Raw genomic sequence first — 14,824 nt, 5'->3', positions numbered from 1 at the left:
CATTCTATATGACTGATACTACACCATAATATCCGCCGCTTCCGGAAAGCCCCTGTCGCCCGCATAGTTCTGCCCATTATAGCCAGACGCGCCAATCAAGGCGCGCAAAGGGGATGGTTGATGGCGGTTGCACTCGATTACGCGGCGGAGCCCGCAAAGCCGGGACGCTGGTGGACTCAGCTCTATGTCCAGGTGCTGATCGCGATCGCTGGCGGGATCGCGCTCGGTTACTTCTACCCCGGCGCTGGCGAGGCGATGAAGCCGCTCGGCGACGCCTTCATCAAACTGGTCAAGATGATCATCGCCCCGGTGATCTTCCTCACCCTCGTCACCGGCATCGCCGGGATGACCGAGCTGCGTTCGGTCGGCCGCGTCGCGGGCAAGGCATTTGCCTATTTCCTGTTCTTTTCGACGCTGGCGCTGGTCGTTGGCCTGATCGTCGCCAATACGGTCCAGCCGGGCGCGGGAATGAATGTCGACCCCGCCACGCTCAATACCGGCGCGGTCGAAGGCTATGTCGCCAAGGCGCACGAGAGCGGCATCATCGAATTTCTGATGGCGATCATTCCGACCACGTTGGTGTCGGCGCTGACCGGCGATCAGCTGCTCCCGGTGCTGCTTGTCGCGATCCTGTTCGGCATTTCGCTGTCGATGGTCGGCGAACCCGCCGCACCCGTGCGCGACATGCTCGAGCGCATTGGCCTCGTGGTGTTCAAGCTGGTCGGCATCCTGATGCGTGCGGCGCCCGTTGGCGCGTTCGGTGCAATGGCCTTCACCATTGGCAAATACGGGATCGAGTCGCTCGCCAACCTCGCCGGGCTGGTCGCGACCTTCTACCTGACCTCGCTGATCTTCGTCGTCGTCGTGCTGGGTGTTGTCGCACGGCTTGCCGGCTTCTCGATCTTCAAGCTGATGCGCTACCTCAAGGCCGAGCTGCTGCTGGTGCTCGGCACCTCATCCTCCGAAAGCGCCCTGCCCAGCCTGATGGACAAGATGGAGCGCGCGGGCTGTGAAAAGTCGGTGGTCGGGCTGGTCGTGCCCACCGGCTATTCGTTCAACCTCGACGGCACCAACATCTACATGACGCTGGCGGCCTTGTTCATCGCGCAGGCGTGCAATGTCGACCTGTCGCTCAGCGACCAGATCGCGCTGCTGCTGATCGCGATGATCTCGTCCAAGGGGGCAGCGGGCGTCACCGGCGCGGGCTTCATCACGCTTGCCGCGACGCTGTCGATCGTACCCTCGGTGCCGGTCGCGGGCATGGCGCTGATCCTGGGCATCGACCGCTTCATGAGCGAGTGCCGCAGCCTCACCAACTTCATCGGCAATGCGGTGGCGACGGTGGTCGTCGCGCGCTGGGACAATGCGCTCGACAAGGATGCGCTGGACCGTGCGCTGTCCGGCGCGCCGCCTGCGGGACCGGCCTGGCCGGCTGCCGAAACCGACGCAGACTGACGCCCCGAAGGGCGCGGCAATATCCAGGGAGGATCACATGAAGGTCAGATATCTGTTGCTCGCATCGGCGCTGGGCGCCGGGGTCGCGCCGGCAATGGCGCAGGACGCACCCGCAGCCGCTGGCGCCGAGCAGGCCGAACCGATCATCATCACCGGCAGCCGCATCGCCCGCGAAACCTATGACACGGCGACCCCGACGGTCACGCTCGGGGCGCAGGACCTGCTGGAATCCGGCGACAGCGAACTGAGCGAGACGCTGGCCGAACTGCCCGCCGTGTCGTCGACGCTCAACGATGCGAGCGTCACCGGCAACACGCAGAATTCGGGCCTCAGCTCGATCATGTTGCGCAATCTGGGCGACAACCGCACATTGGTGCTGGTCGATGGCCGCCGCACGGTGTCGAACAGCGGCATCGGCAACCGCGTGAGCCTGTCGACGATCCCGTCCGACTTTATCGACCGGGTCGAGATCATCACTGGCGGCGCTTCGTCGGTCTATGGCTCCGACGCAGTCGCGGGCGTGGTCAACATCATCACCGAAAACCGCCAGCGCGGTTTCCGTCTCAACGCGCGCACCGGCTTCACCGAGGAAGGCGACGGACTCGAAGAAACGTACAACGCCAGCTGGGGCACGCGCTTTGGCGACCGGCGCGGCTATTTCCTGATCAGCGGCACCTATGACCGCGATCACGGAATCCGGGCAATTGATCGCGAATGGGCGACGCGTGGCGTATCCTACGACTATGACTGGAACACCGGCACCAATTTGCTGGAGACGGTCTATCTCAACAACGGGGTGCCCACGAGCGGCGACCAGCCGGCACGCCTCTTCCCGCCGCTGAACCCCGCCGATCTGTCGTCGTTCACCCCCGGCGGCGTATTCTCGGGATCGTCCTCGGCGCGCGACCGCTTCTACCGCAACGGCGTGCTTGTCCCGCTCGGGCCGGACGTGCAGACCGGCGCGCCGATTAATGTCGGCACGTCCGACAATGGCAATAGCGGTTATTTCCTGCCCAACCGCGATGGCTACAACCAGCGTACCGGCCGCTCGCTGATCCTCCCGCGCGAACGCTATCTCGCGGCGGCAAAGGTCAATTACGAGTTCTCCGACGCGCTGGAGGGCTTTGCGCAGGTCCAGTTCTCGCGGATCGACTCCGGCGAGACGCGCGAAGCGGTCGGCATCGGCTGGGATTCCACCTATCCGCTGACCGACCCGGTGACCGGCGTGACGACCGAGATCGAATATGGTCGCATCTCCTGCCGCCGTGCCACCGGCACCGGCTCGGGCGCGTGCAACCCGTTCGTACCCGACGAGATCCGCCGCGACGCGCCGACCAATGGCAACGGCCTCGCCTGGGACCGCCGGTTCGACGAGGTTGGCGGGCAGATCACCGAGAATGAGCGCACCACCATCCGCAGCTGGGCGGGCCTGCGCGGGACGGTCGGCAGCGACTGGAAGTGGGAGGCGAGCGCAGGCTATGGCCGGTACGAGCAGGACCAGTGGCGGCGTAACGAGATCAACGGTGCCCGGCTGACTCAGGCACTCGCCGCCGAACGCGGCCCCGATGGCCTGCCCCGCTGCATCGATGCGACCGCGCGCGCCGCGGGCTGCGTGCCGATCAACCTGTTCGGCGAAGGATCGATCACGCCCGAGGCGGCAGCATGGATCCGCGCCGACCTGCACCAGCAGCTGACGATCGAGCAGGTGACGGCGCAGGCCTTCGCCACCGGCGCGCTGTTCGACCTGCCCGCCGGGCCGGTGTCGACCGCGTTCGGCGTCGATTTCCGCCGCGACAGCCAGCAGCTGCGCGGCGACGCCTTGTCGCAGGCTGGCGGAACCACCGGCAACGCCGTCCCCAATTTCGGCGGCAACATCACTGCGGTCGAAGGGTTCGGCGAAGTCACCATCCCGCTGCTCAAGGAACAGCCGCTCGCCTATGCGCTCAGCGTCGATCTGTCGGCGCGCGCTGCGCATTACAATATCGACCGGGTCGGCACGGTGCTGAGCTGGCGTGCCGGTGCGCAATATGCCCCGGTCGCGGACCTGCGTTTCCGCGCGCAATATGCCCGCGCCCAGCGTGCGCCCGACCTTGCCGAAATCTATTCGCCCCCGCGCGGCAATTTCGAGGCGGCACAGGATCTGTGCGACGGCGTGACGCCGACCACATCGGGACGCATCGCTGCGGCATGCCGCCAGGATCCGGGCATTCAGGCCCTATTCGCGCAGCAGCGCGCCGATGGCGACCCACAGGAATATAATCAGGCTGGCGGCAATCTGTTCAGCCCGAACGGCGGTAACCCGAATTTGAAGGAAGAGACCGCCGACACGCTCACCCTGGGCGCGGTGTTTAACCCCAGCTTCCTGCGCGGCATGACGCTGGCGGTCGATTATTACGACATCAAGATCAAGGACGCGATCGACGCCTATTCGAACCGCGATATCCAGCTGCAATGCTATGACACCGACACGGCGCAGGCATCGAACCCGTTCTGCGCCGACATCACCCGCAATCCGAACAACGGCCAGATCGTCGAGCTGGTTCAGCGCCAGGTGAACCTTGCCAGCATGGACGTGTCGGGCATCGACGTCGCGTTCAACTGGAGCTTCAGCCTCAAGGACGCGATCGGGATCCTCGGTCGCTTCGACCTGCGCTACGACGGGACCCATGTGCTCAGGCACAAGGTGACGTTCGCGGGCGTGGACGGCACCGTGGTCAACGACCTGCGCGGCGATCTGGCCGAAGGCAGCTTCAAATATCGCGGGCGCGGGTCGCTCGCCTGGACGATCGGCCCGGTGCGCGTGCGCTGGACCACCACCGTCTATGGATCGATCAACGACAGCAATGCGCAGGTCGATCAGTATCGCGCGCTGCTTCAAACCGTCCCGAACGCCGAAGTGCCGATGTACCTGTTCATCGACGATGTGTGGGAGCATGACCTGTTCGCGTCGCTCGACGTGCCCACGCGCAGCGACACCGAATTGCGTGTCTATGCCGGGATCAACAACGTGACCAACGCGATCAGCCCGTTCCTGCCGACCGGTACCGAAAGCGGGCGATTGACCAACCAGAACTCCGCCTATGACGTGGCCGGGCGCCGCTTCTATGTCGGCGCGACGTTGAAGTTCTGATGGTGATCCGGTCGCTCCTTGCATTGCTGTTCCTGTTCGCCGCCGCCACTCCCTCGGCGGCGGCGGACAGGGGCCCCGATCAGGTGTTCAAGCTGTGGCCCGCCGCCATGCCCGGGTCGGGTGGCGGCACCGGCCCGGAGAAGATTGGCGGGGAGGGTAGCGCGACGGGTGCGGTGTCCAACGTCTCCACACCCCGCATGGAAATCTATCGACCAAAAAAGCCGAATGGCGCGGCGGTCCTGGTGATCGGGGGCGGCGGCTATTTCCGCATCCAGATCAGCAGCGCGGCAGTGCCGACCGCGCGCTGGCTGGCGGCGCGCGGCGTGACGGCGGTGGTGCTCTATTACCGTCTGCCCGGCGACGGCTGGAATGCGGACGCGCCGTTTCAGGACGGACAGCGCGCGATGCGGCTGCTGCGCGCCAATGCAGAGCGGCTGAAGATCGATCCCAAGCGGATCGGCGTGATCGGCTTTTCGGCTGGAGGTCATCTCGCCGGCATTCTGGCGACACGCGGGTCGCATGATTTCTACGCGGCTGCGGACATTGCCGATCGCGTGAGCGCGGTGCCGGACTTTGCCGGGCTCATCTATCCGGTGATCTCGATGCGCGCGCCGATCGATACGACGCGGACGGCCCGCTATGTCAGCAAGCTGCCCGACTGGCGCGATGCCTATTCAGTGGAAGCGCAGGTGACAGCCTCGACCCCGCCGATCTTCCTCGCCCATGCGATCGACGACCCGATTGCCGCGGTAGCGCACAGCCAGCGGCTCGCCGATGCGATGGAGGCAGCGAAGCGTCCGGTCGAGATGCACCTCTTCCAGCGCGGCGGGCATAGCTGGGGCCTCGGCAAACCCGGCGAGCCGGTTGCGGCATGGCCACGCCTGTTCGCGAGCTGGGCGCGGGCGAATGGCTGGCTAGGGAGCGAATCTGCCGAACAATAACTCCCCTCCCTGAAAGGGAGGGGTTGGGGTGGGTGCGCGCGTCTGCGCGCTGCAAAGAACTCATCGCCTAGACCAAAAGCGGCCGGGAAGGCATCGAGCCTCCCCGACCGCTAAACCCACCCCTAGCCCCTCCCTTTCAGGGAGGGGAATGAAGTGGCGAGCCGTGGTCTGCTAATCGTCGATATTCTTCCGGAACGTCTCGGGCAGGAAGAGCAGCCCGACCACCAGGGTCAGCCCCGCGACGACGATCGGATACCACAGGCCGTAATAGATATCCCCGGTCGCCGCGACCATCGCGAAGGCCGTCGTCGGCAGGAAACCGCCGAACCAGCCATTGCCGATATGATAGGGCAGCGACATCGACGTGTAGCGGATCTTGGTCGGGAACAGCTCGACCAGCATCGCCGCGATCGGGCCATAGACCATGGTCACCAGCAGCACGAGCCAGGTGAGGATCGCCACCACCACCGGCTTGTTGATTGCCGCCGGATCGGCCTTGGACGGATAGCCCGCCGCCGTCAGCGCGGCCTTCAGCTCCCCCTGGAACGCGGTGATCGCCGCCTTGCGCTCGGCTCCGGTCACTTGGGCCGGATCGGGCGCGGTGAAGGTAACGTCGCCGACCTTGACCTGCGCGATCGCACCAACCGGCGCCTCGATCGAGCTGTAGCTGATCGCGTTCTTGGCAAGGAACGCCTTGGCGATGTCACAGCTCTTGCTGTCGAACTTGTTACCGCCGACCGGATCGAACTGCAGCGAACAGTCCGCGTCGTTGGTCACGACCGTGACCGGCGCGGTCGCAGCGGCGCGGGCCAGCGCAGGGTTGGCCGCCGACGACAGCGCATGAAATGCCGGGAAATAGGTCAGCACCGCCAGCGCACAGCCGCCCATGATGATCGGCTTGCGCCCCACCTTGTCCGACAGCCAGCCGAAGAAGATGAAGAACGGCGTACCGATGGCGAGCGCGATGGCGATCAGGATGTTGGTGGTCGCGCCATCGACCATCAGCATCTTTTCGAGGAAGAACATCGCGTAGAACTGGCCGGTGTACCACACCACCGCCTGCCCCGCGACCGCACCGAGCAGCGCGATCAGGACGAATTTGAGGTTGCCCCATTTGCCGAACGCTTCGGTCAGGGGCGCCTTCGACGTCTTGCCCTCTTCCTTCATCTTCTTGAACACCGGGCTCTCTTCGAGCTGCATCCGGATCCACAGCGACACGCCAAGCAGGATGATCGAGACGAGGAACGGAACGCGCCAGCCCCAGTCCTTGAACGCCGCTTCCCCGACGATGGTGCGGGTGCCGATGACCACCAGCAACGCCGCGAACAGGCCAAGCGTCGCGGTCGTCTGGATGAAGCTGGTGTACAGGCCGCGCTTGTTGTTCGGCGCATGCTCGGCAACATAGGTCGCCGCCCCGCCATATTCGCCGCCCAGCGCAAGGCCCTGGATCAGTCGCATCAGGATCAGCAGCACCGGCGCCGCCACGCCGATCGTGGCATAGGATGGCAGCAGGCCGACGACGAAGGTCGCAAAGCCCATCAGACCCATGGTGACGAGGAAGGTATTCTTGCGCCCGACCAGATCGCCGATCCGCCCGAACACCAGCGCCCCGAACGGCCGCACCGCAAAACCGGCGGCGAACGCGGCGAGCGCGAAAATGAATCCGGTGGTTTCATTCACCCCGGAAAAGAACTGGGCCGAAATAATCGTCGCCAGCAGGCCGTACAGGTAAAAATCATACCATTCGAACACGGTGCCGAGCGACGAAGCGGTGATTACCAGCTTCTCGCTCTGGGTTGCCTTGTGATGCTTTGGCAACATGTCATCGGTGGTGGCCATCAGCCCTCTCCCTCTTCTGTTATCGCGATTCAGAACCCGTATTTGACAGCAAGCTCGACCCGGTCGAGCTGCCCCGCCGCCCCGCTCACCAGACGCCGTTCGCCATGGCGCAGCTCGATGCCGACATCGACCTGCGCGACCGGCGACCAGAACAGGTTCGCTGCGGCGCTCCATGCGCTGCGGTTGAAGCCCGCCAGCGCTACCGGCGACAGCGTGTCGGCATAGCCAACATGCTGATAGCTGCCGATCAGGTTGACGCGGACATCCTGCGCAATCGCGACCCGGGCCGCGCCGAGCGCCGCGAACACCGTGACGTCGGCAAGGCCGCTGCCCGGCACCAGCACCGCATCAGGGGCGAAGTTCAATCCGACATAGCGACCGATGTTGCGCCCATAAGTGGCCATGAAACGCACGTCGCTGCGCTTGTCGGCGGCCAGGAACAATTTGCCACCGGCACTGACACCCCAGCCAAGGCGGTGATCGGCGACACCGGCCGCCTCCACGCGGACCTCCCGCACCAGGCCGGCCAGCGACAATTCGCCGAGGCTGCCGGCATAGGCGAGCCGGGCGACGGCGTCCGGCAGGCGATCGTCGCCATTCTCGACCAGGGCGGGCGTGCCCAGCGTCGCGGTGCCGGACTCGGGGTTCTCCAGCGCCACGTGCAACGTTGCCCCGCCGCCGAGCGGCGAAGAGTAGCGGATCAGCGGTTCGCGCACGAACACCGTGCCCTCGGTCGCACCGACGAAATCGGTGCTTTCGGGAAGCGCGCCGACATATTGGAACGTGGTCCAGTCCTGCCCCACGGTAAATCCGTCGATCTGGACATAGGCGCGCCGCAGGGCGAGGTTGTAGCCGTTGGTGGTACGCTGAGACCCCTGGGTTCCCGCCGCGGTCTGGAAATCGGTCTCGACATAGGCCCCGACCGAATGACCCGCGATGTCGCGCTTGAGATCGAGCCACAAGCGCGTCTGCTTGGCGCTGAAATCCTGCACCCGGCTGGCTGGACCGCCATGTGTCGGGATCGCCTGGGGCAGGTAGAAGTCACGCCCGAGCGAGTTGGTCGCGACCTCGCCGTCGCTGAACCGGCTGCTGCTCGCGACGGTCTTGACGAACCCGCCCAGTCGCACCCGGGTGGCGCCGGCGGAAAAGCCGTCCTTCGCCACGCTGGCGGGTGCCGCCGCAGGGGGCGCCGCTGCCGGTGCCGGCGCGCTGCGCGCTGCCGCCAGTTCGGCGCGCAATGTCGCAAGCTCGGCTTCCATCCGCTCGACCCGCGCGGCCAGATCCGCCGACGGTACCGTGTTCTGTGCCAGCGCCGCCGCCGGTGCGACACATGCCGATGTGGCGAGCAACCAATGCGCTGCCCGGACGATCCTCTCCATATCTGCCTCCCGCCCCGGTCTGATCCGGGTGCGGGGTTCAGCATGCGGCACCCATGCGGTACCGCCTATCCCGACCAAGGTCGCAGATGTACGACCTTTGTCGGACTGACCGGCGCGGCACGATGCGCTAGGCGTTGGGAAAGCCATGTGCGACAGGAGAGAGTGATGGGACAGACGATCTATCCGGTGCCGCCGGAATGGGCGGCCAATGCACGCGTCGATGCCGATGGCTATGACCGCTTGTATCGCCAGTCGGTCGAGGATCCCGAAGCCTTCTGGCGCGCAGCAGCGCAGCGCATCGACTGGATCACGCCGTTCACGCGCGTGAAGGAAACCAGCTTCGACGAAGCGGATTTCGGGATCGCATGGTTCGCCGACGGGACGCTCAACATCAGCGCGAACGCGCTTGATCGCCACCTTGCCGAACGCGGCGACGCGATCGCCATCCTGTGGGAACCCGACAGCCCTGACGAACCGCACCGGTCGATCACCTATCGCGAACTGCATGCCGATGTCTGTCGCTTCGCCAATCTGCTCAAGGCGCAGGGGATCGGGCGCGGCGATCGGGTGACGCTGTATCTGCCGATGGTTCCCGAGGCTGCGGTCGCAATGCTGGCCTGCGCCCGGATCGGCGCGATCCATTCGATTGTCTTTGGCGGTTTCTCACCCGATGCGCTGGCCGGGCGGATCCAGGATTGCGACAGCCGCATCGTGCTGACCGCCGATGAAGGGCTGCGCGGGGGCAAGCATATCCCGCTCAAGGCCAATGTCGATGAAGCGCTGACCCGCTGCCCCGGCGTCGAACGCGTGATCATGCTTCGCCGTACCGGCGCGGACGTGGCGATGGTCGCGGGGCGCGACATCGACTGGGCCGAGGCAGCGGCGCAGTCCGACGATTGTCCGCCCGCGGCGATGGGCGCGGAGGATCCGCTGTTCATCCTCTATACGTCAGGCTCGACCGGCAAGCCCAAGGGGGTGCTGCACACGACCGGCGGCTATGCCGTGTGGACCGCGCTGACGCACGAAACGGTGTTCGATTATCGCCCCGGCCAGATTTACTGGTGCGCGGCCGATATCGGCTGGGTCACCGGTCACAGCTATGTCGTCTATGGGCCGCTGATGAACGGTGCGACGACCGTGATGTTCGAAGGCGTGCCGAATTTCCCCGACGCCAGCCGCTTCTGGCAGGTCGTCGACAAGTTCAAGGTCGAGATTTTCTATGCGGCGCCGACCGCGCTGCGCGCCTTGATGCGCGAAGGCGATGACTGGGTCACGCGCACCAGCCGCGCTTCGCTGCGGCTGCTGGGCAGCGTTGGCGAGCCGATCAATCCCGAGGCATGGGAATGGTATCACCGCGTCGTCGGTGAAGGACGCTGCCCGATCGTCGACACCTGGTGGCAGACCGAAACCGGCGGCGCGATGATCACGCCGCTGCCGGGCGCAACCGCGCTGAAGCCGGGATCGGCGTCCAAGCCGTTCTTCGGGGTCCAGCCGGCGCTGCTCGACAATGACGGGCGCGAGATTACCGGCGCGGGCGACGGGTGCCTGGTGATCAACGACAGCTGGCCCGGCCAGATGCGCACCGTCTGGGGCGATCACGAACGCTTCTTCCAGACCTATTTCACCACCTTCCCCGGCCGCTATTTCACCGGCGATGGCTGTCGACGCGATGAAGATGGCTATTACTGGATCACCGGACGGATCGACGACGTGATCAACGTGTCGGGACACCGCATGGGCACGGCGGAGATCGAAAGCGCTCTGGTCGCGCATCACAAGGTTGCCGAGGCCGCCGTCGTCGGCATGCCGCACGACATCAAGGGCCAGGGCATCTACGCCTTTGTCACCACCAATGTCGAAGTGGAACCCGACGATGCGCTGCGTCGCGAGCTGGTCCAGTGGGTCCGGCACGAAATCGGTCCGATCGCGACCCCGGACGTGATCCAGTTTGCCCCGGCCCTGCCCAAGACGCGTTCGGGCAAGATCATGCGTCGTATCCTGCGCAAGATCGGCGAGAATGATGTGGGCAATCTGGGCGACACGTCGACGCTCGCGGATCCTGCGGTCGTCGATCACCTGCTCGCCAACCGGCCGCATCTGGTTGCCGGGTGAGCGGCGGGGCGATCCTGATTGCGGACGATCATCCGCTGTTCCGCCAGGCATTGCGCATGGCGGTGGAAAGGGTCGCGCCCGGCGCCGCGATCGTCGAGGCCGGAACGCTTCCGGCCGCGGCGGCCGCTGCGGGGGATCAGGCCACCCCGCTGGCCCTGATCCTGCTCGACCTCAACATGCCGGGCGCGGTCGGCTATTCGGGGATCGCCCTGTTGCATGCCGAATGCCCGGACGTACCGATCCTGGTCGTGTCCAGCGCCGACGCCGGCGTCGCGGCCGAAGAAGCACGCGCCTTTGGCGCTGTGGGGTTCCTGCACAAGGGCAGCGGCCTCGACGCGATCGAGGATGCGATCGGGCGGGCGCTGCGCGGCATCGCGCCGCCAGCGCCCGCGTCGGCGATGCCGGGCGATGTCGACGCGATCCGCCACGCGGTCGCCGGGCTGACTCCGACCCAGCTCAAGGTTCTGCTTGCCGTGCTCGACGGGCAGTTGAACAAGCAGATCGCGCACCAGCTTGGCATCAGCGAGGCGACCGTGAAGTCGCACATGACCGCGATCATGCGAAAACTGGACGTGCGCAACCGCACCCAGGCGGCGTTGGTCGCGCGCTCACTCGGGCTCGACCTGCGCCACTGACGCCGCCGCTAGAAACGCCTCGATCGCTTCGGCAGTCGCCGGCTTGGCGAGCACCCCGACCCCGACAGCCTGGGCGCGCGCGCGCAGCGTGACGCCGGTTTCGGCGGTCACCAGCAGGATCGGCATATCCGGCTGGCGGTCGCGCAGCCGGGCGACGACGTCGAACCCGTTTTCCCCATCGTCGAGCTGGACATCGACAAGTGCCGCGTCGAACGGCCCGGGCAGCGCCATCGCCGCCGCACCGGAGCGCGCGCCCGTCGCGCGGTGACCCAGGCTTCGCAGCAGCGCGACTGTGGCGGCCACGATCCGCTCGTCATTGTCGATCGCGAGCACGCGCAGCGACTGCCCGCGCAGCTCCGCGCGCGCAATCCCAGGCCGCATTGCCGCCGCGCCGCTGCCCGAAGCCGGCAGATAGAGGCTGAACCGGCTTCCGCGACCGGGACGAGAGCGCACCTCGACCCGTCCGCCGATCAGCCGCACGATCCGGCGGACCAGCGCAAGGCCAAGGCCCGCGCCTTCAGCCTCGACCGCGTTCAGGCGGGTGAACTCGTCGAAGATCGTTTCCACCTGATCCGCGTCGATGCCGACGCCGGTATCAACGACGTCGATCCGCCACAGATCGCCGCGCCGGCGCGTGCCGACCAGAACGCCGCCGCTGGGCGTGTAGCGGATCGCATTGGTCAGGAAATTCTGGATCACCGACCGCAACAGCCCGGCGTCGCTCTCGACGGTTCCCGGCAACGGCCCGGCCCGCACGACCAGGCCTTTTGCCTCGGCGATGGGCCGGCTTGTTTCGATAAGGTCCCGCAGGAACGGGCCGAGCTCGACCCGCCCCGGCTGCGGCGTGACCCCTCCAGCATCGAACCGGCTGATGTCGAGCAGCGCGCGAAGCAGATCCTCAGCCGCGACGATTGCACTTTCGATGCGCTCGACCAGTTCCGGACGGGCCGGCCCCGCCTCGCGCGCCAGCGCTGCGGTAAACAGGCGCGCGGCGTGGAGCGGTTGCAACAGATCATGGCTTGCCCCGGCCAGAAAGCGGGTCTTGTCCCGATCGGCGCGCGCCAGTTGGCGGTTCGCTTCGCGCAATTCGCGGGTGCGCGCCTCGACCCGGTCCTCCAGCGCGTCCAGCGTCTCGCGCAGCTCTTCCCGCACCCGCGCTTCCTCGGTCATGTCGGTGAATGACATGACATAGCCCCCGCCAGGCATCGGGCCGCCGACGGTCTTGATCACCCGCCCATCGCGGCGCCGGCGCTCAAAGCTGTGGACCTGGCCGCGACGCATATGTTCCAGCCGCTTTGCCACATGATAATCGATCGCGCCCGGACCGAAATCGCCGCGCCCCGCATTGTAGCGGATCAGCTCGGCAACCGGCATTCCGGCCCGAACCATGCCGGGCGGATAGCCGAACAGCTCCAGATAGCGGCTGTTCCACGCAACCAGGTTCATCTGCGCATCGACCACGCTGATCCCGGCATCGATATTTTCGAAGGTTGCGGCGAGCAGCCCGCGTGAAAAGCGTAGGCTTTGGCCGCCTTCATCGAGCAGTCGCGCGACCGTCGAAAGCTCCAGCGCACCGCCCGCCAGCGCCGATGCGACCACGGCCCGCGCCGACGATGCGCCGACGACCTGCGCGATCTGCTCGCGCGCGCGGGCGGCGGCGGCGCGGTCGACCGCGGCGTCCCCCGGAACGCCCGCAAACGCCTGTTCGGCCTGTTCCCGCCCCACGAAGCCCCCGGTCAGTTCGACCAGCTCGCGCACCGAACCCACCGGCCGGGCCGCACGCGGAAAACGGGGCAGCGCCGGGCGCTGCACCCCACGCGCCGCCACCAGCGCATAGGCGAGCAGATTGGCGCCGATACTCCAGAACACGCCGTGCACGAGCGGCGACGCGCTCCCGATGCCGAGCAGGCGGAGCGGATCGAACCAGCTCCCCGCCAACATCGCCATCCATTCGCCCGGCAGCACCGGCGGCAAGGCAAGGGTATAGACCCAGAAGACGAGTCCGACGCTCAGGCTGACCCGCGCCGCAAGCGGGTCGCGCCCGCCCGCCCGCGTGCCCAGGATCAGGTGCGGGGTGAACTGCGCCATGGCCGCAAAGGCGACCAGGCCGATCGACGCGAGCGACTCGCGGCCCGAGATCAACAGCCCCCATGCGAGCCCCAGCAGCATGATGACGACGATCGCGATCCGGCGCACCCACAATGTCCGGCGGCCGATCGCTCCGGATGGCGCGTCGCCCGCCCGCCGCATCAGCGTCGGGAACACCAGATCGTTCGACACCATCGTCGCCAGCGCCAGCGATTCGACGATCGCCATCGACGCCGCCGCGCTGATCCCGCCAAGCAGCGCAAACCCGACCAGCAGCATGGTCTCAGCACTTGCCGGAACGGAAAGGACGTAGAGGTCGGGCGGCGTATCCGGCCCAAGCAGGACGGTCCCGGCCAGCGCGATCGGCAGGACGAGCACGGCCATCGCCGCAAGATAGCCCGCGAGCCCCCAGCGCGCGTCGGCCAGATCGCTCTCGCCGCGCGCTTCGACCAGCGCCATGTAGAATTGCCGGGGCAGCGCAATGATCGCTGCGGTCGCCAGCAACAGGATCACGCCGACATCGATCGACAGCGCGCCAAGCCCGAAATTGGCGCCAAGCCGGGCGGCCCCGTCCGACAGGGCCGGACCGCGCATGTCCGCGAGCAGCGCCATGGCGCCGACAGCAACCGCGAGCAGGGCAATCAGCTTCAGTGCGGAATCGATGCCGATGGCGTAGACGAGGCCTTCGCTGCGCCCCGCCAGCTCGAAGCGGCGCGCGCCGAATGCGATCGCGAACAGCGCCAGCAACGCTGCGGCGACCACCATCGCCGGAACCGTCACATCGCTGCCCGACACCGCCGAGATCGCCGTGCCGATCGAGCGGAACTGCAGCGCCAGATAGGGGATTGAGCCGAGCAGCGCGATCACCGTGACCAGACGCGCCACCACAATGTCATGGCCAAAGCGCGCGGCGATGAAATCCGACACGCTCGTCGCGCGTTCCTCCGCGACAGCCCGCGCGATCCGGCGCAGGAACCGCGGGGCAAGCAAGAGCAGCAGGATCGGACCGAGATAGATGGGCAGATAGCTCCACCCGTCGCGGACCGCGCTGCCAACCGCGCCGTAAAAGGTCCAGCTCGTGCAATAAACGCCCAGCGCGAGGGTGTAAGCACCGTGCCGCCAGCGCGGGTTGCCGCCGGTCCCCGTCCCCCGCCGTTCGACCAGCGCGGCAATGGCGAACAGGAACAGGACGAGCGCGAGCGACAGCGCGGCGGCAGCGATCACGCTCACCTTCGCCCTGCCCCA

Annotated in this window: 8 protein-coding genes; 5 read left to right on the top strand and 3 right to left on the bottom strand. The window is 66.7% G+C overall.

The genetic code is table 11. The features are described 5' to 3' along the window. Positions 1 to 120: 120 nt before the first annotated feature. The 3 genes from J2Y54_RS00330 to J2Y54_RS00320 are packed head-to-tail and all read left to right on the top strand — an operon-like array spanning position 121 to position 5,526. Positions 121 to 1,455 carry a dicarboxylate/amino acid:cation symporter gene (locus tag J2Y54_RS00330; protein ID WP_310036005.1) on the top strand — a complete coding sequence of 445 codons (1,335 nt, stop codon included), beginning with the start codon at positions 121 to 123 and terminating at the stop codon, positions 1,453 to 1,455. 37 nt (positions 1,456 to 1,492) lie between these two features. Beyond that, positions 1,493 to 4,585, top strand: a complete 3,093-nt coding sequence (locus tag J2Y54_RS00325; protein ID WP_310036004.1) for a TonB-dependent receptor domain-containing protein — start codon at positions 1,493 to 1,495, stop codon at positions 4,583 to 4,585. Positions 4,586 to 4,587: 2 nt separating this feature from the next. Next, positions 4,588 to 5,526: an alpha/beta hydrolase gene (locus J2Y54_RS00320; RefSeq protein WP_310036003.1), complete on the top strand. Its 939-nt coding sequence runs from the start codon at positions 4,588 to 4,590 to the stop codon at positions 5,524 to 5,526. A gap of 171 nt (positions 5,527 to 5,697) precedes the next feature. On the opposite strand, the gene J2Y54_RS00315 is transcribed toward J2Y54_RS00320, so the two are convergent. Both J2Y54_RS00315 and J2Y54_RS00310 read right to left on the bottom strand, forming a co-directional pair. Continuing rightward, positions 5,698 to 7,365 (bottom strand): MFS transporter, encoded by a 1,668-nt coding sequence (locus J2Y54_RS00315; RefSeq protein WP_310036001.1) that lies wholly within the window; start codon positions 7,363 to 7,365, stop codon positions 5,698 to 5,700. Positions 7,366 to 7,394: 29 nt separating this feature from the next. Further along, complete coding sequence (locus J2Y54_RS00310) at positions 7,395 to 8,744, bottom strand: DcaP family trimeric outer membrane transporter (protein WP_310035999.1); 1,350 nt, start codon at positions 8,742 to 8,744, stop codon at positions 7,395 to 7,397. Between the two features lie 165 nt (positions 8,745 to 8,909). On the opposite strand from J2Y54_RS00310, the gene acs reads away from it, so the two are divergent. Further along, positions 8,910 to 10,856, top strand: a complete 1,947-nt coding sequence (gene acs / locus J2Y54_RS00305; protein WP_310035997.1) for an acetate--CoA ligase — start codon at positions 8,910 to 8,912, stop codon at positions 10,854 to 10,856. Further along, entirely contained in the window at positions 10,853 to 11,491 is a 639-nt protein-coding gene (locus J2Y54_RS00300) for a response regulator transcription factor (protein WP_310035996.1), read from the top strand. Before acs ends, J2Y54_RS00300 begins: the two co-directional genes overlap by 4 nt. Here the strand turns inward: J2Y54_RS00300 and J2Y54_RS00295 are convergent. Next, complete coding sequence (locus J2Y54_RS00295) at positions 11,465 to 14,809, bottom strand: PAS-domain containing protein (RefSeq protein WP_405052852.1); 3,345 nt, start codon at positions 14,807 to 14,809, stop codon at positions 11,465 to 11,467. The two genes, J2Y54_RS00300 and J2Y54_RS00295, sit on opposite strands and share 27 nt — an antisense overlap. Positions 14,810 to 14,824: the final 15 nt, after the last annotated feature.

Origin of the sequence: Sphingomonas sp. BE123 (genome assembly GCF_031456015.1) — a bacterium.
Lineage (GTDB): Bacteria > Pseudomonadota > Alphaproteobacteria > Sphingomonadales > Sphingomonadaceae > Sphingomonas.
The sequence above is the reverse complement of the archived record's forward strand: the minus strand, read 5'-3'. Positions and strand labels throughout refer to the sequence as shown.